The organism is Paenibacillus sp. FSL k6-2145 (assembly GCF_037976585.1).
In the GTDB taxonomy this organism is placed as follows: domain Bacteria; phylum Bacillota; class Bacilli; order Paenibacillales; family Paenibacillaceae; genus Paenibacillus.
In genome coordinates this window covers 3,741,352-3,764,959 of the sequence record NZ_CP150267.1, presented here as the reverse complement: position 1 = coordinate 3,764,959, position 23,608 = coordinate 3,741,352, and the positions used below count along the sequence as shown (strand labels likewise).

23 protein-coding genes are annotated in these 23,608 nt (G+C 46.6%); 5 read left to right on the top strand and 18 right to left on the bottom strand.

Annotated elements, in window-relative coordinates; all coding sequences use genetic code 11:
- Window positions 1-60: 60 nt before the first annotated feature.
- Window positions 61-1,065, top strand: coding sequence for a lipoate--protein ligase (locus tag NZ043_RS16570; RefSeq protein WP_133386795.1), 1,005 nt, complete (start codon window positions 61-63; stop codon window positions 1,063-1,065).
- Between the two features lie 290 nt (window positions 1,066-1,355).
- Window positions 1,356-2,159, top strand: coding sequence for a Cof-type HAD-IIB family hydrolase (locus NZ043_RS16565; protein WP_062833159.1), 804 nt, complete (start codon window positions 1,356-1,358; stop codon window positions 2,157-2,159).
- Window positions 2,160-2,489: 330 nt separating this feature from the next.
- Here NZ043_RS16565 and NZ043_RS16560 read toward each other — a convergent pair whose 3' ends face one another.
- Window positions 2,490-4,016 (bottom strand): FAD-dependent monooxygenase, encoded by a 1,527-nt coding sequence (locus NZ043_RS16560; protein ID WP_339308916.1) that lies wholly within the window; start codon window positions 4,014-4,016, stop codon window positions 2,490-2,492.
- 156 nt (window positions 4,017-4,172) lie between these two features.
- On the opposite strand from NZ043_RS16560, the gene NZ043_RS16555 reads away from it, so the two are divergent.
- Window positions 4,173-4,742, top strand: coding sequence for a TetR/AcrR family transcriptional regulator (locus tag NZ043_RS16555; protein ID WP_339308915.1), 570 nt, complete (start codon window positions 4,173-4,175; stop codon window positions 4,740-4,742).
- 64 nt (window positions 4,743-4,806) lie between these two features.
- On the opposite strand, the gene NZ043_RS16550 is transcribed toward NZ043_RS16555, so the two are convergent.
- Window positions 4,807-5,745 (bottom strand): EamA family transporter, encoded by a 939-nt coding sequence (locus tag NZ043_RS16550; RefSeq protein ID WP_091033558.1) that lies wholly within the window; start codon window positions 5,743-5,745, stop codon window positions 4,807-4,809.
- A 120-nt stretch (window positions 5,746-5,865) separates the two neighbouring features.
- On the opposite strand from NZ043_RS16550, the gene NZ043_RS16545 reads away from it, so the two are divergent.
- Window positions 5,866-7,287, top strand: a complete 1,422-nt coding sequence (locus NZ043_RS16545; RefSeq protein WP_339308914.1) for a PLP-dependent aminotransferase family protein — start codon at window positions 5,866-5,868, stop codon at window positions 7,285-7,287.
- A 140-nt stretch (window positions 7,288-7,427) separates the two neighbouring features.
- Here NZ043_RS16545 and NZ043_RS16540 read toward each other — a convergent pair whose 3' ends face one another.
- The 11 genes from NZ043_RS16540 to cysT form a co-directional block, all read right to left on the bottom strand.
- Window positions 7,428-8,054 carry an ABC-2 transporter permease gene (locus tag NZ043_RS16540; RefSeq protein ID WP_339308912.1) on the bottom strand — a complete coding sequence of 209 codons (627 nt, stop codon included), beginning with the start codon at window positions 8,052-8,054 and terminating at the stop codon, window positions 7,428-7,430.
- Window positions 8,047-8,913: an ABC transporter ATP-binding protein gene (locus NZ043_RS16535; protein ID WP_249911481.1), complete on the bottom strand. Its 867-nt coding sequence runs from the start codon at window positions 8,911-8,913 to the stop codon at window positions 8,047-8,049. Before NZ043_RS16535 ends, NZ043_RS16540 begins: the two co-directional genes overlap by 8 nt.
- Before the next feature lie 5 nt (window positions 8,914-8,918).
- The gene (locus NZ043_RS16530; protein WP_036610760.1) at window positions 8,919-9,293 is read right to left on the bottom strand and encodes a GntR family transcriptional regulator; all 375 of its coding nucleotides are present in this window, start codon (window positions 9,291-9,293) and stop codon (window positions 8,919-8,921) included.
- A 227-nt stretch (window positions 9,294-9,520) separates the two neighbouring features.
- A complete protein-coding gene (clpP, locus tag NZ043_RS16525) occupies window positions 9,521-10,102 on the bottom strand; it encodes an ATP-dependent Clp endopeptidase proteolytic subunit ClpP (protein WP_017689971.1) in 582 nt (193 codons plus the stop codon).
- An 18-nt stretch (window positions 10,103-10,120) separates the two neighbouring features.
- Window positions 10,121-10,993, bottom strand: a complete 873-nt coding sequence (locus NZ043_RS16520) for an RNA polymerase sigma factor (RefSeq protein WP_339308911.1) — start codon at window positions 10,991-10,993, stop codon at window positions 10,121-10,123.
- Window positions 10,994-11,111: 118 nt separating this feature from the next.
- On the bottom strand, window positions 11,112-11,921 hold the full coding sequence (locus NZ043_RS16515; RefSeq protein ID WP_339308910.1) for an MBL fold metallo-hydrolase: 810 nt from the start codon (window positions 11,919-11,921) through the stop codon (window positions 11,112-11,114).
- 285 nt (window positions 11,922-12,206) lie between these two features.
- Window positions 12,207-12,653 (bottom strand): hypothetical protein, encoded by a 447-nt coding sequence (locus NZ043_RS16510; protein ID WP_339308908.1) that lies wholly within the window; start codon window positions 12,651-12,653, stop codon window positions 12,207-12,209.
- 153 nt (window positions 12,654-12,806) lie between these two features.
- On the bottom strand, window positions 12,807-13,871 hold the full coding sequence (locus NZ043_RS16505; protein WP_339308906.1) for a sulfate ABC transporter substrate-binding protein: 1,065 nt from the start codon (window positions 13,869-13,871) through the stop codon (window positions 12,807-12,809).
- Between the two features lie 25 nt (window positions 13,872-13,896).
- Entirely contained in the window at window positions 13,897-14,961 is a 1,065-nt protein-coding gene (gene cysA / locus NZ043_RS16500; protein ID WP_036610770.1) for a sulfate ABC transporter ATP-binding protein, read from the bottom strand.
- A gap of 1 nt (window position 14,962) precedes the next feature.
- Entirely contained in the window at window positions 14,963-15,760 is a 798-nt protein-coding gene (locus tag NZ043_RS16495) for a sulfate ABC transporter permease subunit (protein WP_017689977.1), read from the bottom strand.
- Window positions 15,757-16,572 carry a sulfate ABC transporter permease subunit CysT gene (gene cysT, locus NZ043_RS16490; protein ID WP_017689978.1) on the bottom strand — a complete coding sequence of 272 codons (816 nt, stop codon included), beginning with the start codon at window positions 16,570-16,572 and terminating at the stop codon, window positions 15,757-15,759. The genes NZ043_RS16495 and cysT overlap by 4 nt, the downstream gene beginning before the upstream one ends.
- Before the next feature lie 347 nt (window positions 16,573-16,919).
- Between cysT and NZ043_RS16485 the strand changes: the two genes are divergently transcribed.
- Window positions 16,920-17,321, top strand: coding sequence for a secondary thiamine-phosphate synthase enzyme YjbQ (locus NZ043_RS16485; RefSeq protein ID WP_339308905.1), 402 nt, complete (start codon window positions 16,920-16,922; stop codon window positions 17,319-17,321).
- Window positions 17,322-17,510: 189 nt separating this feature from the next.
- Here the strand turns inward: NZ043_RS16485 and NZ043_RS16480 are convergent, their stop codons facing one another.
- The 5 genes from NZ043_RS16480 to tkt form a co-directional block, all read right to left on the bottom strand.
- Window positions 17,511-18,113, bottom strand: a complete 603-nt coding sequence (locus tag NZ043_RS16480) for a TetR/AcrR family transcriptional regulator (RefSeq protein ID WP_017689980.1) — start codon at window positions 18,111-18,113, stop codon at window positions 17,511-17,513.
- A 5-nt stretch (window positions 18,114-18,118) separates the two neighbouring features.
- Window positions 18,119-18,751, bottom strand: a complete 633-nt coding sequence (locus tag NZ043_RS16475; protein WP_036669098.1) for a YigZ family protein — start codon at window positions 18,749-18,751, stop codon at window positions 18,119-18,121.
- Between the two features lie 176 nt (window positions 18,752-18,927).
- A complete protein-coding gene (locus tag NZ043_RS16470; protein ID WP_017689982.1) occupies window positions 18,928-20,283 on the bottom strand; it encodes a glucose-6-phosphate isomerase in 1,356 nt (451 codons plus the stop codon).
- A gap of 236 nt (window positions 20,284-20,519) precedes the next feature.
- Entirely contained in the window at window positions 20,520-20,837 is a 318-nt protein-coding gene (locus NZ043_RS16465) for a pyrimidine/purine nucleoside phosphorylase (RefSeq protein ID WP_017689983.1), read from the bottom strand.
- A 370-nt stretch (window positions 20,838-21,207) separates the two neighbouring features.
- Window positions 21,208-23,250: a transketolase gene (tkt, locus tag NZ043_RS16460; RefSeq protein ID WP_133386785.1), complete on the bottom strand. Its 2,043-nt coding sequence runs from the start codon at window positions 23,248-23,250 to the stop codon at window positions 21,208-21,210.
- Window positions 23,251-23,608: the final 358 nt, after the last annotated feature.

Here is a 23,608-nt window from a genome sequence, read left to right as displayed (position 1 = left end):
TACAAGGTTCACTACATAAGGGACTAGCAATCCCTCACATACATTAATGGAGGAATGACCATGCTGTTTGTAGACAACCAGGGCATTACAGATCCTTCTGTAAACCTTGCCATTGAGGAGTACATTCTGAAACATCTGCCGATGGAGGATGACAGCTATCTGCTGTTCTACATCAACCGTCCGTCGATTATCATCGGAAAACATCAAAATACGATTGAAGAAATTAATATCGAGTACGTTCAGGATAACGGTGTCCAGGTGGTTCGTCGTCTTTCGGGAGGCGGAGCGGTATATCACGATCTGGGCAACCTGAATTTCAGTTTTATTACAGCGGATGACGGTCAATCCTTCCACAATTTCCGCAAGTTCACCCAGCCTGTGGTTGAAGCTTTGCATGAGCTTGGTGTAAATGCCGAGTTGACCGGGCGTAATGATCTGCAAGTCGGCGAAAAGAAAATTTCGGGCAACGCCCAGTTTTCCACACGTGGGCGCATGTTCAGTCATGGCACATTGATGTTTGATCTGAATTTGGAGCATGTTCAGGCTTCCCTGAACGTCAATCCCGAGAAATTCAAATCCAAGAGCACCAAGTCCGTGCGCAGCCGGGTCGCCAACATACGGGATCTGATTGACACCAACCTGACGATTGAGCAGTTCCGCGATGAGCTGTTACGTCACATTTTCCGGATGGAGCCTAAGGACGTTCCACAGTACACGCTCACTGACAAAGACTGGGACAAAATCAAAGAAATCTCCGCTGAGCGATATAACAACTGGGACTGGAACTATGGCTTGTCTCCGGAAAGCAATGTGAAGCACACTCGCAAATTCCCTGTTGGCATCATCGATCTGCGCATGAACATCAAGGATGGACGCATCGAAGATATCAAAATCTTTGGCGACTTCTTCGGTGTAGGCGATGTGGCGGATATCGAAAATATGCTGCGCGGCAAGCGGTATGAGGAATCCGAGGTGCGTACTGCACTTGAGGGCCTGGATGTAAAACATTACTTCGGCAACCTTGAGCTGGAAGACTTTATCGGCCTTGTTTTCCTGGAAGAATAGGTATATAAGTTCAACCCAAGAATGTTTACACCTGCCACTCCGATGACAGAATAACCTTCCGATCGCTGTTATCCCCAGATTTTTTTGATTCCCTTCTTCAAAGGGAAAATCCGGTGATAGCTTATGCTTCCGATGTAGCTTTCTTTCAGAAAGCTTTCAGGCGAACGCTCCGCTTCTTCAGGTTTTTTCTGTCCTCTCCGTTCTCGTGTAAAACGTTTAGTTGAACTGATATAGATTAAGTCGGGTATAGATACCAGATAGATACAGATAAAAAAAGGAGAGAAACACAGATGACCTACAAATTGATTGCAATCGACATTGATGACACACTGATCAACGACAACAAGGAAGTAACCCCTGCTACACAGACTGCACTGGAACAAGCGGTTGCCCATGGTGTAACTGTAACGCTGGCGACTGGACGTGCTTATGCTTCCGCACAAGCGCTTGCTCGTCAAACCGGACTTAACGTGCCGATCATTACGTATCAAGGCGCATTGGTGAAAAACCTGCTGGACGAAAAAGTCCTCTATGAGCGTTACGTTCCACAGGAAGCTTCCCGCAAATTGTATGATTACTGCCTGGAGAACAATCTCCACCTTCAAACATACATTGACGACAAGCTGTATGCCCGTGAGGAAAACGACAAGCTGCGTGATTATGCCAAATTAAACGGTACCCAATATTATATCGAATCTGATTTCATCAAAGTGATCGAACAAAAAACTCCGAAGCTGCTTATTATCGATGAGCCAGACTACTTGGATAAGGTTGCCGTTGACCTGCGTGAATTGCTCGGACCACAAGTGCATATCACCAAGTCCAAACCTTACTTCCTGGAGATCATGCACAATGAAGGAACTAAAGGCCATGCCCTGACCTTCCTGGCTGACCATTTCGGTCACCAGCTCAGCGAGTGTATTGCCATCGGCGACTCCTGGAACGACCATGAGATGCTCGAAGTTGCTGGTCTTGGTGTAGCGATGGGGAATGCCATTCCTGCGCTGAAAGAGCTGGCGGACTACATTACGGCAAGTAATAACGAAGACGGCGTAAAAGAGGTTATTGAGAAGTTTGTACTGAACGCAGAGTAATTAAGATCAACGAACAGCCCAGTCGGCGAATTTCGCCGTGCAGGGCTGTTTTTTTGATTTTAAAAATATGTTCATTATCCTATTTAAACGATTATATTAGGTATATTTCTCTCTTATTTTTTATGTTTTGAGAGCAACAATGCGGTAATCAAGGATAATTGTAGTGAAATCGTAATCGCCATAGATAAGATGACACGATTTGTATCTGGGACATCAGCAAAAAACAAAACAATAAAAAATACAATAAATGAGATTACAATGCTAGCTATGAAATTTAAAATTATTCGTTTCATGTTTTGCCTACTTTCACGCACCACGATTCATTGTCTCTTACTTGCTCATGGCATGCTGGAAAGACTCCAGCAGTTTTTTGATTTGCCCATCAAATTCCAGTTGAAATGACGGAATGATCTCATCTATTCTTTGCTGGAACAGCTCGGGATCTTGGACACCAAGCTCTGCCCTTAACTCCATTTCTTCTTCGGAACCATTGTCGTTCAGGATCATGTTCAGGATTTCACCTTTAAAGTATTCACTTGGAGGAAGGATTAGAGCATTCATCAGGAACTGAGTAAAAAAGAGATGATTATTATTTTCCTGACTCGCCTTTTTCATCGCCTGCTTAGTAAACAAGTTTATATACTTCTGAGCAAACGCAACCCCTTTCATTCGGGAAGGCCCAACATGTTTGACCCCTTTCCAACGCAGATCAGCCACCGAACTAAGCCACCAGGCCGGTTCAATAGCCTGCTGCATACGAAGCAGCACTTGACGCTCAAACTGCGGCTCAGGATACATTCGCTGCTCATCCAAACATTTCGCTATGGTCTCGGCTTCAATTGCAGCAACCGTCATGCCTTGGCCATGGATCGGATCGAAGCTGCAAAATGCATCGCCAAGGACGAGTAATCCGGAGGGCCAATTCTCCATCAGTTCAAAATGTTGACGGACAGACTCGGAAATACGGTATCCCCGCGGCCCTTGAAAAGGCTCCAGCTGGTCTGCCAACGCTACGATTTCATCCGAAGCAAACAGATGTTTGATTTGCTCTTGGAATTCATCCGGATGGGTTGAAGGATATTCATCTCCTCCTGCGTTGAACAGTAATAGTCCAGCGATATCATTTTCAATGCGCCACAACATGCCTGCACGAATTCCTTGCACAGGATCGGACTCTGTTATCACCGTTCCCCAGTCATTTTGAATAGAGGATGGTATCTTATAATAGCGGGTGCTGTAACCAAGAGACACCTTCAGCACTTCCGGCTCAGGCACGGACAACCCTATCTTATCGAGCCATCTGATCAATTTGGAAGAACGTCCCGCTGCATCAATAACCATATCCGCCGCAAGCATTTCTTCCCGATTATCCCGGCCTCTTTCTTTGGTATATACACCCGTAATGGAACGCCGATCTTCTGATGCCATTAACCCGGTAACTTCCGTACTCGTTAAGAAGCTTATATGATCTATGCTCTGGACTCGCTGACGCAATACCCATTCCAGCAGGGCTCTGCTGCTCGATGCAATTTTGAATGAGGAAGCAGCATTCGCTTTATTGACCAAAGTACCGTAGCGATTGGCAATCACAATTTTCTCTTCATGTGAAGGAATGGCACCAAGCGCGACCAATTCATCATTGTATCCGGGAAAGTAATGTTCCAGAATGAGTCCGCCGCGCGGTAATACACGATGTGGATGAAAGGATTGAGGCACACCCTGCCGATTCGCCGGCTCAGAAGGTAATTCATCTCGCTCAATGATACATACCTCATCATAATAATCAGATAACATCCTTGCAGTGATTAACCCTGCAATACCTGCCCCAATTACCACAGCTTTTTTCATATCGGGCATCGCCACTTCATCCTCTCTAATCCATCATATTTTATCTACACTTGTAGCCCTATCAAAAAATTACTTATAATACCAATATACACTTGGAATCTCGCATCAAGTAAGAATCAATATCAGGATACTATATAGCTAAACTACAATAAGGAAATGATGTAGATGAAAATGATTGATAAAAAGGTGGATTTGAGAGTTACCCGAACTCATAAATTGTTAACGATGGCGCTTCTCGATCTGTTATGTGAGAAAGGCCAGCTATTCAGCAACATCACAATTAATGAAATATGTGACAAAGCTATGGTTCACCGAACAACGTTTTACAAACATTTCAAGGATAAATTTGCTCTACTGTCCTCCACCCTAACTTGGGTCCTTCGGGATTATTTACACATGAATGTAGAAGATCGATTACAGCAGCCTTTGCAAAGCGTATCTAAAATTCTGTTCGGAAATGTACTGGAGACTATCGTGCAGAACCAGCAGAAGGATGAGGGGTTTAACAACTTTTTCATACATTATATCGGAGAGATATTCAGACGAGATTTTCTGGAATTGAAGAGAAGAGGTAAACAATTTTCACTTCCCATAGAACTTGTAGCCGAGTTTCACTCGGGGGTGATTCGTTTACTTGTGACGTGGTGTATACAACATTTCGAAGAAAATGTTACGGCAGAACAGATGGATGAATATTACTACCTACTGGTTAACGAGAACATCATGATGGAATAACAAACAGCTCAACCTAAAATCAAGGGCTGATTTTGAGCTTGAGCTGCATACCTTCAAACTTTACCTATTTTAAAACAGATTCGGAAGCCTGCACTGTCATCCTCGAACGACTTCTTTTCTTCAACCAGCCGCTCACCTTCTCATTCATCGCCAGCAGACCTGAAACGACAAGCACTACACCGATCCATGTAACCCAGCTGACATGCTCACCATAGACAACAGCACCAAGCCCTACCGCAATGGGTGGTGAAATGTATAACCATGTTGCTGGAAACAATGGGTTGGTACGCGACATAATCCAATAGAACAGACTATGCCCCACCATGGAGCCGATGACAGTCAGATAGATCACCGACGAGACGGCAGGCACCCAGTCCAGAGCAGACATATTCCACGATTCCGTTCCGGCTGAGAGCAGGGATAACAGCAATCCCCCATACATCATCTGCACCGCATTAATTGCTACAGGACTAGCCTCCTTGAACTGATGAATGACCTTTTTGGAGTACAATGCACCTGCTGAATAACAAACTTCCCCCACCAGTACCGCGATACAACCCCACATGAATAGAGAACCTGCACCAAGCGATACACCTGGCAGCACAACCAGAACCACACCGGTGAACCCGATCAGGCAGCCTGTAATCATACGGGCAGATGTTTTTTGCCGTAACAGCGCCGTCTGCATCAACATAATCATCAGCGGCCCTGTCGCTGACAGAATGGCACCCACACCTGAGCTCACATGCTGTTCAGCCCAATATAATGTGGCAAAGGTGCCGAAGGTCAGCCCCGCTCCCGTTAACAACATCTCCTTGCGGAACAGGAGTGACCAGCTCACTTTGCCCTTCATCCACATCCATGCAAACATCAGCGCTCCCGCGATTACAAATCGCAATCCGGCTGACAGAAAAGGCGGCATGCCTGCCTCTACTCCAATTTTAATAGCCAGAAATGTTGTACCGAAAATAAGACACATGACCGTAAATGCAATCCCCACCATGATAACCACTCCTTTGTCTGTTCTTCATCATATCTCATGGTCTACAGAACAGAATGAACAAAACAGAACAGTTGTCGCCTATTAGCTGTTACAATAGAGTTCAAAAGGAGTGTGAGCCGGGTGGGCAGAACCATGATGATGACAGATAACAGCCTGAAACTATATGAGCAAGTAATCCATTATCTCGTTGTACGTATAGAAGCGGGAGAGTGGGCAGAACATGAAAAGCTGCCATCTGTACGAAGCCTGTCCGAGCTACTCGGCGTACATCGTCTGACTGTTTTCAAAGCCTATCAGGAGTTAAAAGAACGTGGGAATGTTTATGTGAAGGACAAGTCCGGCTATTATGTCAGTCCAGCAACTCCATTCTCAGTAACGGATCAGGCGGATGATCCCGCCGTGTCTGCCTGGCTGCATTGGGACTCCCTCGCACGTGTACAGTCGCTTGAAGCTGAATTCCAGTTTTCCAAATCACTGATTGATCCCGCCCTGCTTCCCAATCGGTATTGGGGAGAACTGATGCGTGATCTGCTGGACCAATATCCACGTCTGCTCGGAACGTACTCCACGATTCAGGGTGATCTGGAATTGCGAAGTGCGCTGGCAAGCCATCTAACGAAAAAAGAACGCTTCTATCTCTCTGCAGACGAAGTGCTCATTACTTCGGGGGCCCAGCAAGCGATTGACGTCATCTCGCGGACGCTAGTCAAACCCGGGGATCGGGTGTTAATGGAACGGCCTACGTATGGACCGGCAATGGAGATTTTCCGCAAACAAGGTGCTCGTCTGATCTTTACCGACATTCATCCCGAGGGTTATGATCTGGAGCAGATCGAACATCTGATGAAGAGTGAGAAGCCACGTCTCTTTTATATGACACCGACCTTTCAGAATCCAACCGGCATGAATGTTCCAGTAGAACAGCGCAAGCAGTTACCCGAACTGGCAGAACAGTATGGTTGTTTTCTGCTCGAAGACGACAGCACCTATGATATCTATTTTAAGGAGAAACCACCTGCACCGATTTTCACCTATGACACCACCGGACACACCCTGTACATCCGCAGTTACAGCAAGTATGTTGCACCCGGGCTACGGATTGCAGCCATCATATGCCGTCAGCGTTTCATGCCAGGACTACAGGCTGTAAAATCACTGACAGATAACGGATCGCCCCTTCTGAACCAGAAGCTTTTTCTCCGTTATTTTCAGTCAGAACGTATGCATCAGCATCTATCCAAGCTGCGGACCGCCATCCAGCTACGGATGGAAGTAATGGAACAGTGTCTGCTGGAAACGGACTGGACGTGGACCCGGCCGGAGGGCGGACTCAACTTTTGGGTAGAGCTTCCTGAGGGTGTGGATACCGGAAGACTGCTTCACCGATGCATGGAACAATCCGTTGCCTTTGTACCCGGAACCGTATTTGATTCTTCGGATAATTCAGCCTGTCGCAAACTGCGCCTGTCCTTCTCTTATGCACATGAGCAGCAGATTCGGGAAGGGATGAGCAGGCTTATTACGCTGGCCAAAGAAATATAAGGTTTGGATTTCCTAGAACAGAAGCCACTCCGAAAACTTTCAAGTGCAATTTGCCGCTGGCCCCGCTACATCAAAAAAAGTCGCCTTGTGGCGACTTTACTTTTGGTGTTCTATATTCTCTACCTGCACCCGCTCTGTGCTTAAAGGTCTTTTCTTGCAAACAGGCGGATCGTAATAAGATAAGACACTACAAACAAACCTATTATGCCTACAGAAACCAATGCCATTGTCGTTGTGGTAATCATGCCGTTCTCGTTGGCCATACTCATGAGGTACGCAACGGGTTGTGCCAGTATAATCATACAGACCATGAATATCGCATTGATGATGCCTGCCCCTTTTTTGCTAAGTCCGTAGAATAGAGGCATGTATATGGAGACTAGCACAAGCACCATGCCTACGGAAATGGCAATATCCATAAGTGAATAATTCGGTTTGTTCAGTTCAGGATAATTCAGGTTCACAAGCTCGTGAATTCCGTACGACGCGAGCACCCCGAAAAATGTATAGACTATAGCAGAGAGGTACTTGGCTTTCACAATCTGTTTGCGGCTAACCGGGAGCGTGACCAGGAAATTATGATTATGGTTCTTGATATCAATCATAGTTGCCAGCATGACCAAACCAAAGGCTGTGTAGATGCCTACAAAATACATTGACATTTCACTCTTTGGTATAAATGCAAGACTAAACACCACCAGGTATAACCCAATCGTCCACAGTGAACTTTTCAGTACAATGAAGTCTTTACGAAGTAGGTTAAGCATATTTGCGTCCTCCCTTCGCCGTAAAATAAATGAGGTCTTCCAACGTAGGTCTTTGTAAAAGAGCAAACCTGCCAAATAACTGTTCGGCCTCTGCTTTATGATCCGACAATGCTTCAAAACCAACGGCTGTCTCTCGTATTCCGATGAAATGTTTCCGAATGTCGGAATCAAGCAGACTCGTATCCCCTTTTACAATCGTATACCTTTCCAGCACATCATCTTTGGCTTCATTGAACACCAGTTTTCCTTGATGAATAAACGTAATGTAGTCTGCAATACGTTCCAGATCGGTCGTAATATGCGTCGAGAAAATAATGGACCTTGTTTCGTCCTGTATCATATCTGCAAGAAGATCGAGCAGTTCCCGCCTAAATACAGGGTCAAGCCCGGATGTCGGTTCATCCATAATTAGCAGATCTGCTTCATGCGACAAAGCTACGGCGAGAGAATACTTGATCTTCATGCCTTTGGACAGATCCTGGATTTTCTTTTTGGGAGACAGTTCGAACTGATCCAAATAGTCATTGAACGCTTTATTATCCCATTTGGTGTAAAAAGGAGCGATCATTTGTGTCATCTCCCGGATCGTTAGATGCTCATAATAAAAGCATTCATCGGACACAATGCCAAGGCGTTGCTTGATGTCAACTTCCTGATTGGGCATCTCACTGCCCAATGTCTTGAGGCTCCCCTTATCGGGATGGATCAGACCCGTGATCATTTTGATCAAAGTACTCTTTCCCGCCCCATTCGGACCAATAAGTCCCGTGATATATCCTTTTTTCACATCAAGAGATACATTATCTACTTTAAATAAGGGATACGTTTTGGTTACATTACGTAATTCGATAGCGTTCATTATGCTTATTCCTCCTCAACCAACAATGTAAGATGATGGATCACATCCTGTGAACTCATGCCCAGTTCTCTGCTCTCACGAATCACTTCGAGCATCTTCTCTTCCAATTGTTTCATCCGCCGTTCTCGAATAAAGTCCTGATTGGCTCCGGATACAAAGCTCCCTTTTCCTACAACTGAATCGATCAGTTTCTCCTTCTCCAGCTCTTCATAGACACGTTTAGTTGTAATAACACTGACTTGCAGATCCTTGGCGAGCTGCCGAATGGAGGGGAGACTATCTCCAGCAACCAATTCTCCGCTCAAGATGCTCTGTCTGATCTGAGTTAAAATCTGCATATAGATCGGATCGCTGGAAGCGTTCGATATTAAAATGTTAATCTTTCCTCACCTCATTATGTTAAATAGTTTTCGGTAGGTATAGTGTATATATATAATATATACACTATACCTACCGATGGTCAATCCTTATTTCAGATTGTTCTCATTCTGAATCATTCCATAGACGTGGACTGGCTAATCTGGACGACAAAAAAGAGGACGTCAGTTTCCTGTTCGTCCTCTTGATTAATCAAGTCCGAAAGGTCACATGACCTTCCGGGATACTGTTATGAGCTGGATATGACCTTATCCACCAATCCATATTCGACTGCTTCAGCAGCGGTCAGGAAATAATCTCGATCCGAGTCCTTCTCAATCCGCTCAATCGACTGCCCTGTATGGTCGGCTAACAGCTTGTTAAGGCGTTGACGATGCTGAATGATGCGGTTAGCATGAATCAACATATCCGACGCCTGCCCCCGCGTACCGCCATGTGGCTGATGGATCATGATCTCACTGTTGGGCAGCGCCATACGTTTGCCTTTGGTTCCACCCACCAGTAATATCGTACCAAAACTAGCCGCCATACCTGTACAGATCGTGGAGATATCCGGCTTCACAAATTGCATCGTGTCATAGATCGAGAATCCCGCAGTCACCGACCCACCAGGACTGTTGATGTACATCTGGATGTCCTTCTCCGGGTCCTCTGCAGTCAAAAACAATAACTGGGCCACGATGGCATTTGCCATCTGATCCTCAATCTCTCCGGACACCATAATGATCCGGTCTTTGAGCAAACGTGAATAAATATCATAACTCCGCTCTCCGCGAGCGGTTTGTTCCACTACATACGGCACTACATTCATATGTGTCGCCTCCTCGGTTTAGGCAACCATGTTGACCGTGTACCCGCCTCCATACGACATCGAGTTCATACCAGAAGTGGAGTACCCGTACATCATTGGCTGCATGGATGGAGACGGCAAAGTCTGCTGCAAAATCGTCCCCGCCACAGCCATCGGATCATCCGAACGATTCAGGCACAGATCAATGATTTGAGCTGTATCTCCATTACGAAATGCCAGCAGATAACTGCGCAGTTCCTCCCGATTGTCCACCACTGTGCCCTCCTCATACTGCAATTCACCGTCTGATTGTTTCAACCTGTGCCTCACTTCAGCTATGGCAGAGCGGGCTCGACTTAATGCCGCTTTCACAGCGCCTTCTGTCGTATCCAACATTTCCGCAGTCTCTGCCGCCTTGTAACCCATTAATTCACGTAATACATATATCACTCGCTGCCACGGTGGTAGCTCATTTATTAAGAGTTGAACGGCAGACTCCAATTCCTCGAATCGCCTTTCCTCCTCCATCTCGTGCAGGAGCGGCTTCAAGCTATCCAGTTTATAGGCTAATCTCTCCCGCTGACGTAAGATATCAATCCAGCTGTTGCGTGCAATACGGATCAGATAAGCTTCCCAGTTTATATCTTTATTCATCCCATAAGTTCCAACTACACTCGACGACAACACTTTGAGACAGGTCTCCTGAACCAGATCCTCCGTGTCTGGAACTGATTTCGTCAGAGATAAACAATACGCATACAACGAACCCATCAGATCGGGTAGTACGGTATGGATGCTTTGGTTCAATTGATTTTTTCTGTCGTTGCCATTGAATTCAATATCGAATTTATCTTGTTTACCATCATCATGTGGTCTGTTGATTCTGCAATCCACGGACTTCACAAAGGCCATCTTTGGGGCCCCCCTTTGCTGGTTCCTGATTGATTTTGACTTACACTATGTAAACGAAGAACCCCTTGTAAAGGATACGCTCTTCTGAATTTATTTTTATTACGCTGGTTAAGTTGGGTTACGCATTCGTTTCCAGCTTTAATGTTCCAAGCGGCACCTTCATCCCGGTAAGGGCAATCGTAATACCTTGATCCAGATTATAATTCTGCCTTACATCTACGTCATGAGACATATGTGTAAAATAAGTATGACCCGGCTTCAGTTCCCACAGCAGCTCCTGCGCCTCACGCATATCGTACACGGAACGTGTTGAGAATTCCGCAAGCTCATGCACAAAGCTTGTTCCAAGCACCAGCATATCCAGTCCGTGCAATGGCTCTTTCTCGGCGTCTTTCAGGTCAATAGCATCTGAACAGTACGCCCAGCTATACCCGTCTCGATCCAGTCGATAGGCGTAAGAATACCCGTTATGTCCGTGGCATACTTTCCAGGAATGTACCTTCCAGCCGCCGAGTTCAATATCATCATCCGTTTCCAGAAAGTCCATATGACGCCCCAACCAGGGAAACTGTCCCTGAATGGTGGCAATCACTTCACTCGGTGCATACAAACGCCCTTTTACACCCAACCAGCGGCATGCATCCGCCCATTCCGGCAATCCTCCAATATGGTCAAAATGAGCATGAGTGATGAGCAGCGTATGCACCATACGCAATCCCTGATCCTCCATCTGTGATCTCCAGTCTGGTCCGCAGTCAATCATGAACTGTTCACTCGCACCATCCCCAACACCACCGTCAATCAGAACAGAAGAGCGTTTCCGTTTATTTTCTCCCGTAAGCCTTGCCTCTGTACATACGTCGCAATCACAATACACACGTGGAACGCCCATCGCATCGCCAGTGCCCAGAAATGTTAGCTGATTCAATCCGCATTCCCCCTGAATTAATGATATGTAAATTGTAATCGTCCACCTCTGTTTTTGCAAAAAAAAGACCATCCCGCTGCAGTTCTCCACTGCAATTCGGGACAGTCCGTGGTCTGACTGTTCACCGTCAGACTTTAATTCCATGCTACGCTCCATTCGGGAGCTTCCGCTCATCCACATCTGGTGCGCCCTCTTATAGCTGGGTCGCCAATATGAAGAGCAGGCCTTACCTTTTTTCACAGGCCATGACCGACTGAATCGAGTCACATTAACCCAACGCTAGAATTAAACCAGTGCCCGCAGCTTCAAAGTCAGTTCCTGACCCGCAGGTACATCCTTCGATTCTGTAATGACCCAGTTCGATGCAAGCCGCTTCGCCAGCACCTCTGCCTGCTCCGGTTTCAGCTGTAATCCGGTTACTATACCTTCACCCACCGTGAAATCTTTCTCTGGCTGCACCTTAAAGGCCTTCTCCAACCAGATTCCGAGTCCACCACGCGTGTTAAAGGTAATCCGGTAGCCGTCTTTCACTGCTGCCTCCAGATTTTCACCATGCTCGTCAGCATACGAGAAAAATTCATTATATCGGTATTCCTCTTCAGACACGGCGTCAAAAGCGGAAACGTCTTTGGCTTGAATGGCTTTTAATATTTCTTCCTCAGGCATCCCCTTACCGCGGGCTTGCTCCAGTCGAATCGCTGTACTTTGGGATAATTTGATCTCTGCACTCATCCAATTCACACCTTCCTGCACTATGTAACAATCATGGTCTAGTATACCTCTATTATATCCTTTTGGCAGTAAAAAACCTCCATCTCTACTTCCATTGAAATGAAGGTTTAGTATCCATATGCTCGGTTACCTATTCGATTACATCAGCTATGCTCATATTCCCGCAAGCACCTGATACCACACGCCGCGTTTGGAGTACAACGTACTGCGTACCTCATCCCATCCACCCAGATAGTTGATATCAAATAATCCTTCAGGCGTTGGGAATGTGGACTCGGTCTGTGCAAATACATCCGGATCTACTGAACGAAAACCATGCTTGGCAAAAATGCGCTGTGCTTCTGGTGTACGCAGATATGCGACAAAAGCTTCCGCCAATTCACGATTCCCATGTTTATCGGCATATTTATTCACCACAACTGCCGGGTTCTCAATCAGGATCGTATTTTTTGGAATGACGATGTCATAATCTACACCTTTAGCGATCCGGGCAAGCAATTCATTTTCATACGTGACGATTACATCACCGACACCATACTCGAATGCCGCCATCGAAGAACGCCCACTCTTGTCCAATGATTCAACGTTGCGATGTACCTGTTCGAGAAAAGCCTTGGCTGCGGCAGGATCTTTCTTCCCCTCTTGTTCCTCCGACAGTTTTAATCCAGCACCGTAAATGGCATTAATGTCCCATTGTGCGCCCCCGGATGTCTTTGGATTAGGGTAGAGCACCTTCACTCCCGGCTTGGTCAAATCCTGAAAATCATGAATTCCGAGCGGGTTGCCTGCTCTTGTGCCCAGAACAACAATCGAACGGGTGATCATGCCCTCATTAGGGGTCTGTTTCCAATCGGAGCTAACCAGATCGGCTTTGACCAGCTTCTCGATATCACTCTCCATCGCGAGCAAGGCCACATCAGCCTCGAATCCACCAACGATGGCTCTTGCCTGTGTACCCGAAGCTTCATAGGATTCCTGGAAGTTAATTGTCTGTCCGGTTTTTGCCTTCCACTCCTCTTGGAACTTGGGCAGCAATTCGCCTACAGCGTCTTTTGCTACACTATAAGCACCAATCACCAGCGTATTGGATGAATCGTTACTAGAGGGCTCGTTCTGTTCGCTTGCCCCCTCCTGCTTGCTGCACCCAGCGGTCATGCAGACGAGCAGAAGCATGAGGGCAACATATAAGAGTATGGCTTTCTTCTTCCTCGTCTGCATGGGCAGCCCCTTTCTTCCACTTGATCTAAATCATCACCGGCATCGGATCTTCCTTCAGTCGGTTCTCAACCACCCAACTGTTGGAGTCATTGAACAGGTATGCACGGTGTACAAGGACTCGAATTTGTTGACCGATCTCCAAGGTCGTTTTTTCCAGGGAACGATATGTGATTAACTTATGACCCTGTACGTCCACCTCTACCATCCATTCACTGCCCCGGAAATGAAGATGTTTGACTGTACCTTTTTCCGTTGCAGACAACATGGTGAACTCATTTTTCAAGCCGATCTCAATATACTCCGGTCGAATAAGCGCTTTGGTATGTTCACCCTCGACAGCATGTTCGAATCCTTTCAGCTGGGAAGCATCCTCCACAACCGTAGACTCCCCGATAAAGGTAGCGACAAACGGTGTCTGCGGGTTTTTGTAGATATCCCAAGGTGTGCCCTTCTGTTCCAGACGACCTTGACTGATAATCATAATCTCGTCCGCCACTTCAATCGCTTCATCCTGGTCATGCGTTACAAAAATCGAAGTGATTCCTACCCGTTCGATTAGCTCCCGCAACCATGAACGCAGTTCCTGACGGATCTTGGCATCAATGGCAGCGAACGGTTCATCCAGCAATAACAGCTGGGGCTCCGGGGCGAGCGCTCTGGCAAAAGCCACACGCTGACGCTGCCCACCAGACAGCTGATGCGGATAGCGCTGTTCGAAACCTTTTAACCCAGTCAATTCAACCAGTTCCATAACCCGATCACGGATCTGGGCTTTTGGGGTCTTCTTGACCTTGAGTCCAAAGGCGATATTCTCAAATACCGTCATATGTTTGAACAAGGCATAGTTCTGGAATACAAATCCGATGCCCCGCTCCTGTGGAGGCAGATGGTTCACGACTTTTCCGTGAAAGCGAATCTCTCCGGAACCCGGATTCTCCAGACCCGCGAGCATCCGCAGAATGGACGTCTTCCCGCCTCCGCTGGGTCCAAGCAGACCGATCAGATGGCCTTTGGCAATATCGAATGAGACATCTTTTACCGCATGAAAATCACCGAAATGTTTGTTCAGATCACGGACTTCTACATGCATATCAATGCACTTCCTTTCGCTTCTTGGCCCATTCCATCATGAGCAGCAGCCCGACGGAGAAGGTGACCAGCACCAATGCCACACCATTTGCGGCAGCTACATTAAAATTCTCAACATCCTGATACACCAGGGTTGTTGCGGTCTGCGTTTTGTTCATAATATTACCGGATACAACCAGCACTGCACCGAATTCCCCAAGCGAGCGCGCAACCGTCAAGACTAGACCATACACTACCGCCCAGCGGATCGAAGGCCATGTCACACTCCAGAACGTTCTCCAGCCGTAGGCGCCAAGTGTAGATGCGGCCTCCTCTTGCTGAGAACCGAGTTCCTGGAGGACAGGCATAACCTCTCTGACCATAAGTGGAAAGGTAACAAATAACGTTGCGATCACCATACCTGGGAAAGCATAGACCACATTGAATCCAATCCCTTCAAAAAAAGCGCCCATAATGCTGTTAGGTCCCAACATCAACACAATCATCAAGCCGCCAATGACAGGAGATACGGCATAAGGCAGGTCTACAATGCTGTTCAGCAGCCCTTTTATCCGTTCACTCAGCCATCCGGCACGAACCAGATACAGAGCCATCATGATGCCAAACAATGTATTTAACAGGGTGACCACCAGGACAACCAGTCCGGTCATCATCAAAGCGTGTAACGCCTCAGGGCGCATCAGCCCTTTCAGGAATCCACCTGCCCCATCTTCAAATGCGCCAATAAAAATACGGCCAAGCGGGATGATCAACAGTACAATAAATACCGCAAACGTCAGTCCGATTAAGAGTCGTCTCATCGTCTTCTCCCCCGCATCTGCACCAGATTGATCAGCCAGAGGATCAGGAAGGAGAGCGTCAGGAGCAACACGGATACAGCAGCGGCTCCCGTTGGATTATCACTTTCAATCTCCCCGTAGATAAATACGGAAGCGGTCAGTGTTCTTCCTGGAATGTTACCAGCCACCAGCACAACAGCTCCGAATTCAGCCAGTCCTCTGGAGAAAGCGAGCATCCCCCCACTGATCATGCCAGGTGCCATGGAAGGCAGAATAACCTGCATGAACGTGCGAGCCTTGGATGCCCCCATCGTGTACGAGGCCTCTTCCTCCGAAGGATCAATTTCTTCCAACAAAGGCTGCACTGCACGGATAACAAACGGAAACGTGACAAAGGTCATCGCGATAACAATTGCTGGCTGGTGAAATACAATCTCAAATCCCATGGATTCTGCGAGTTTCCCGATGGCACTGACCGGACCCAAAAGCAGCATAATCATCAAGCCGCCCACCGCTGTTGGCAGTGCAAACGGGAGATCAACCAGACTGTTTAGAAACGATCGGCCCACAAAGCGATACCTTGTCAAAACCCAGGCGATCATCGTGCCCAAAACCACATTAATTAGCGTGGCAATGACGGCCAGCCGAATGGTCAGCAGTACGGCCTTCCACGCGATGGGGTCCATAATGCTCTGAACAAAGTTGCTCCATCCTTCAGAGAAGGAATTGACGTACACACCGATGATTGGAAGTACAATAAGTACGATAAAATATAACAATACGGTACTGCGAAATCCCCAAGTCCATCCCTTATGACGAAGAACGGTATTCATTGCTGCGTTCCCTCCCAGCCTCCGGCTTTAGCTCCGGTCGGCAGTCTTCCTGGATTCAATACGACATTTTTCCTAAGTTGGATGATATTACTTTAATATTATTCCCATTAGTCTACTTGGTTTTGCTTTTCTGATACTTTACCAGTTTGCAGTGCTAATCGTCAATGCTTTTATTGAATATAATTGGGCCATATATGAGATTAATTAATAAAATCACTTCCGGTTATTTCTGTCCTCTCCGTTATCATGCGATTTGCTTTTTTCACCTTGCATATGTGGTTTGTTTGGTATGTAGTGGTTAAGGTACAATCGAGGGTAAGAACAGAGATGATAAGGAGTGATCTAACATGTTATATACGAAGAGTATATCTACTTCCACACGAGACGAAATGAAGGATATCACATGGGACGTGAAGCAGGTTGTCCAGAGTAGCGGGGTGCAGAATGGGACGGTGCTCATCTACTGTCCACATACGACGGCAGGTATTGCCATCAACGAAAATGCAGACCCGGATGTAAAACATGATGTCTTGTTACGCCTTGACGAAGTGTACCCTTGGGAGCATCCCGAGTATCGACATGCCGAAGGCAATACAGCCTCTCACCTCAAATCCATTACAACAGGGCCATCACAGACAGTTATTATTCACGAAGGCAGACTGCTGCTTGGCCGCTGGCAAGGCATTTACTTTTGCGAATTCGATGGACCACGTGAGCGGGAATATTTTCTCAAAATCATGGAAGGTTAGTTGGGTCCAATAGACCTGCCACCTACTCATTCATTTTTGCAAACACAAACAGGCGGTCCACCCTCATTCCGGGTCGGAGCCGCCTGACTTGGTCTGCTGCGCATATTAACTTTCGCGAGATAACGTTATAAAGAATTAAAGTTATGACAAATCACCGCCCTGAAGTGTAGGGGTGCAACAATAGCGCCATTATTGGACGCCAGGCTGCTGACCCAGATTGCGGCACAGCACTTTGACATGAGACAGCGCAGACGATTCAATCTCCACAAACGTTAAACGGTCCTGAATGTAATAAGAAATGAATCCGTGCATAGCCAAAAATAGCGTACGCGGTACCCTTTGAATATCCTCTTCCGTACAGTTTTCTTCATTCATATACTGCCTTATAATCGATGCAAACAATTCGAAGCAACGTCCCTGTTCGGTACGACAATAAGACAACAGTTCTTCGTCCCTGATCATAAACATGATTTCGTATTGATATGGGTTCTCCAGACCAAAGCGAATAAACTCCATCATAATGTGCTCTACCTTACTCACATCATCACGAACCGGCCTGACCATGGCTTGCAGCAGCAAATGCCCCAGATGATTAAAATCTTCAACCACGATGGCATAGAACAGCTCTGCCTTTTCCTTAAAGTGATAATACAGCGACCCATGACTATAGCCCAGATGCTGGCCGATGCTTCGCATCGAAATGGCGCGGTATCCTTTGGTAATAAAAAGGTGCCTCGCCGCCTCCAGTATCCGCTCCCTCGACAACTCCTGTTCGACTGCTCTTCTAGCCATATATTTTATTCCCCTTCAATAAAATAAAGCCGCTGTCCCTCCGTGATCCGGGATTGCCCTTGCGTCAAATCCGTGATCCAGGCTATAAAAGCCTCGGTTTCACTATCCGGCGGAAGACAAGTCAACGTAACCTTATCGGTGAATCCAGTTTCACCTGTACGGACTTCCCGGCTTCTTAACTCATTTTCCACTTTTCCCAGCCACGTATAATCCAGTTCAACAAACACTTCACGATGCAGCACGTTGGTAATGGCTTCTCCGGCTTCAATGGCTGCTACAGCTCCATCCGTATAAGCACGAATTAACCCGCCAGCTCCAAGCATAATTCCCCCGAAGTATCGCGTAACCACAATTGCCACATTTTTTAATTTCTGATTTTTGATCACTTCAAGAATGGGTTTCCCTGCTGTTCCGCTGGGTTCACCGTCATCGGATTGCTTCTGGATCTCGTCTCGCTCCCCAATCATGTATGCAGAGCAGTTGTGAGTCGCATTCCAATGTTTTTTCTTGATCTCATCGATAAAGGCAACAGCCTCTTCCTCTGTCGTGACCGGCATAATATGACCGATAAATCGCGACTTCTTGATTACAATTTCCAGATTGCCCGGTCCTCGAACCGTGCGATAACGTTCAATCATCCTAAATCCAACTTTCTGATCTTTTCCTGAGTCCATTTTACAAGAAAGCAGTTCACCGCGCGAACGCGGACGAACTGCCCTGGTTATCTATATCCGGGAACCCTGCATCTTAAACGAACAGTGATTCCCGGTTAGATTTACATTACATTATTCAACTATATGAGCAGACCGATGAATTATTCGGAAAGTCTCGCTTCGAGCGCTGCTTTCTCTTCTTCAAAGCCTGGTTTGCCCAGCAATGCGAACATATTTTTCTTGTAAGCTTCCACGCCTGGTTGGTCAAATGGATTGACACCCAGCAGGTAGCCACTGATACCGCATGCTTTTTCAAAGAAGTATACCAGATATCCGAAAGAATATGGAGTCATATCTGGAATGTTCACAATCAGGTTTGGTACTTGACCATCTGTATGTGCAAGCAGTGTTCCTTGGAACGCTTTTTTGTTAACAAAGTCCATGGTTTTTCCTTCAAGGAAGTTCAAACCATCCAGATCGTCCGGATCGGATTTGATTGAGATATGCTCAGCAACTTCAGTAACCTGGATAACAGTTTCGAAGATATTCCGGCTACCTTCCTGGATGAATTGACCCATGGAGTGCAAGTCTGTAGAGAAATCAACAGATGCAGGATAGATCCCTTTGTAGTCTTTACCTTCACTCTCTCCAAACAGTTGTTTCCACCACTCGGACACGAAGTGCAGGGAAGGCTCATAGTTTACAAGGATCTCAGTGCCTTTGCCTTTGCGATACAATGCGTTACGAACTGCAGCATATTGATATGCTTCATTCTCAGCTACGTTCGGGTTGCTGTATTCTTTGGATGCGTCAGCCGCACCTTGCATCATTTCTTCGATGCTGATACCAGCTGCTGCAATTGGCAGCAAACCTACAGCTGTCAGAACGGAGTAACGTCCACCTACATCATCAGGGATAATGAAAGATTCGTATCCTTCTGCATTTGCGAGTTCTTTCAGTGCACCGCGCGCTTTGTCTGTTGTAGCATAGATGCGTTTGCGAGCTTCTTCTTTACCATATTTCTCTTCCAGTGCTGCACGGAAGATACGGAATGCAATAGCCGGCTCAGTTGTTGTACCGGATTTGGAGATAACGTTGACGGAGAAATCTTTGCCTTCAACCAGGTCCAGCAAATGAGTTACATATGTGGAGCTGATATTGTTTCCTGCAAAATAGATTTCAGGCGTTTTGCGTTTGTCTTTTGGCAGATTGTTATAGAAAGAGTGAGTCAGCATTTCAATCGCTGCACGTGCACCCAGGTATGATCCACCGATACCGATAACGATCAGTACTTCGGAGTCGCTTTGGATTTTGGCAGCCGCTTTTTGAATGCGAGCGAACTCTTCTTTGTCATAAGCCGTTGGCAGGTCAATCCAGCCCAGATAATCGGAGCCTGTTCCTGTTCCGTTGTGAAGCTGCTCGTGAGCCAGACGAATCGGTTCTGCGAAATAATCCACTTCGTGCTGATTTACAAATTGCAATGCCGTGCTATAGTCAAATGTCACTTTTTTTGCCATGATCTCAAAAACCTCCTGATTTCGATTATATTGCGTGTTCAAACTTTGTAATCAAAAGCGGACTTTTTGAACAACCTCTTATATTATGTCCGTATTCCATTCTAAACAACTTGCCTTAAGGATACTTCAAATCCACGGGGCTGACAAGCTTGCAGCTCGAACTTTGTCGTTAGAATTCAAGAAGTAAAAAGGGTAAACCGAATCCGCAGGTTGCGGTTCTGCTTACCCTTCTTATGTTATTCCGCCGGGTACGAGCAGACGTAGTCAGTAACGCTGCGTATCTCCAGTTTAAATTTGGATTCGGCAGGCACGTGGAACGTAGCTTGACCTTGAATCTCTTGCCACTCTTCTTCTCCGGGAAGCAATACTTTCAGATCTCCGGACAGAATCTCCATAATTTCACGAGAATCCGTACCGAACTCATAACTGCCTGGAAGCATGATGCCCAGAGTCACTTTGCTGCCATCCCCCAAAATAACCGTTCTGCTGGTTACTTGACCATCATAATAAATGTTGGCCTCTTTCACTACACTGACTTGATCGAATTGTGACATGCGTACCCGCTCCCCTGAAGTTAATGAAAACAAAAGGCAAAACAGATCAGGGCGATAACGAATCACCGCCCATGTTCTGCGGAAATAACTTGCTGCCATGGATCAGGACAGCATGATGCCCTCCCAACCATAGCAGCGTTTATGAAACTAATTGCGTGTTCAAAAAGTCAGGTTTTTAGTACCAAGAAGATGGGATGAAGCTAGAAATGGATTAGCGGAGCGTAGGAGAAAACTACGTGAGCAACTACAATGTTTCCGAAAGAAACATACTCCGTAAGCATTTTCTTATTCGGCTGAATCCCATCTTCGACGCTGATGATGCCGTGAGGCATCCTTCGTAATCAAAAGCAGACTTTTTGAACAACCTCTATTACAGCAATGCTTTTACGCGGCTAACCACGTTGTCCACTGTAAAGCCATACTCTTGGATAACACGGTCGCCAGGCGCGGAAGCACCAAATGTGCTGATTCCGAGAATGTCACCTTGATCTCCAACATATTTCTCCCAGCCCATTGGATAAGCCATTTCAATGGCAAGACGAGCTTTAACATCCGGAAGAAGAACGGACTCTCTGTAAGCTTTGTCTTGTTTCTCGAACAGATCCCAGCTTGGCATGCTGATTACGCGAACTTGGATGCCTTGCTCTGCAAGTGCTGCTTGAGCTTTAACAGCCAATTGCACTTCAGAACCTGTAGCGATGATTTGTGCTACCGCTTTGCCATCTTTTGCATCAGAGACAACATAAGCACCACGTTTCACGTTCTCACGTGAACCTTCAACGGTACCTTCGAGGATCGGCAGGTTTTGACGAGTGAGTACGAGTGCAACCGGGTTGCTCTTGTTCTCAAGCGCGTAAGCCCAAGCAGCCGAAGTTTCATTACCGTCAGCCGGACGAATAACCGTCAGGTTAGGAATGATACGCAGGGATGCCAATTGCTCGATCGGTTCGTGCGTAGGACCATCTTCACCAACAGCGATACTGTCGTGAGTCAGAACATACGTTACAGGCAATCCCATCAGGGCAGCCAGACGAACAGCCGGACGCAGGTAATCGGTAAATACGAAGAACGTACCTCCGAATACTTTCACACCACTGTGCAGTGCCATACCGTTCATTGCTCCAGCCATACCGAATTCACGGATACCGAAGTAGATGTTACGGCCGGAGTAATCTTCAGGTGTGAAGTTCTCCAGGTTGTTCAAGTGAGTCATTGTGGAGCTTTCCAAGTCAGCAGATCCACCTGTCAGTTGTGGCACGTTGTGTGCCAGACCGTTCAGAGCGTTACCGGATGCTACACGAGTGGAGAGCGCTTTGTCTGTTGCTGCATATTTAGGAAGATCACGGTCCCATCCTTCTGGAAGGTCGCCGTTAATCGCTGTTTCGAATTGAGCTGCAAGCTCAGGATATGCTTTTTTGTACTCGGCAAATTTCTCGTCCCAAGCTTTATTAGCAGAGATACCACGATCTTTCACTTGTGCAAAGTGATCGCGAACTTCAGCTGGTACGTGGAAGTTTTCTTCATAAACCCATTTGTAATACTCTTTAGTCAATTTGGCTTCGTCTGCACCCAGTGGAGATCCGTGAGTACCGCCGTGGCCGCCTTTACCTTGTTTGTTCGGGCTACCGTAACCGATAACCGTTTTAACTTCAATCAGTGTAGGACGCAGTGTATCTGCTTGACCTTCCTGAATTGCTTTTTCGATTGCAGGCAGATCGTTACCATCTTCAACGCGCAGCACTTGCCAGCCATAAGCTTCAAAACGCTTCGCGATGCTTTCGGAAGAAGACAGATCCAATTTACCATCCAACGTGATGTCATTGGAGTCGAACAACATGATCAGTTTGCCCAGGTGCAAACGTCCAGCCAGGGAAGCTGATTCATGAGATACGCCTTCCATCAAGTCACCATCACCACAGATTGCGTAAGTGTAGTGGTCAACTACGTTGAATTTGTCTTTATTGTATGTTGCGCCCAGTTGAGCTTCAGCCATCGCCATACCTACAGCCATTGCAATACCTTGACCCAGTGGGCCGGTAGTTGCATCAACACCTGCAGTATGTCCGAATTCCGGGTGACCCGGAGTTTTGCTTCCCCATTGACGGAACTGTTTCAGTTCTTCCATTGGAAGATCATATCCGCTCAGGTGCAGCAAGCTGTACAGCAACATGGAGCCATGTCCTGCAGACAGGACAAAACGGTCCCGGTTAACCCAAGTTGGGTGGTCCGGGTTATGAGTCATCGTTTTTGCAAAAAGTTGGTACCCCATTGGAGCGGAGCCCATAGGCATACCCGGATGTCCGGAATTTGCCTTCTCAATTGCATCAATCGCCAAAGTACGTACGGTAGTAATCGACAGGTTGTCGATTGTAGTGTTCTCGTCCTTTTGAATCGCTTCGTTCTTGTCAGTCATGGTTTGTCCTCCTCATGTCTTTAGATAAGTCGGGTGCGCAAGCGAATCCCTCTCATCATACAAGCAAACCGAATTTCACAATAAGTGAATCCGCTTGAGTGTTTCATTTTGACTTATTCACTTTTGTATTGTATCACTTGGCGTGAAGCTTTTCCATAACCTTCTTTGAGAAGTTCATGAAAAATCGGTTGTTTGTGATGAATAATCCTTGGCCAATCAAGCAAAAATCGTACTTTAAAAGGTACTAAATTCCAAAAGCAGACTTAAGGAGCCTCGCAAATCCATCGCATGAAGTATAACCTTTAACCTGAAAACCATGCATATTTTAGATATTCATCCTCAATTCACATATAATGTT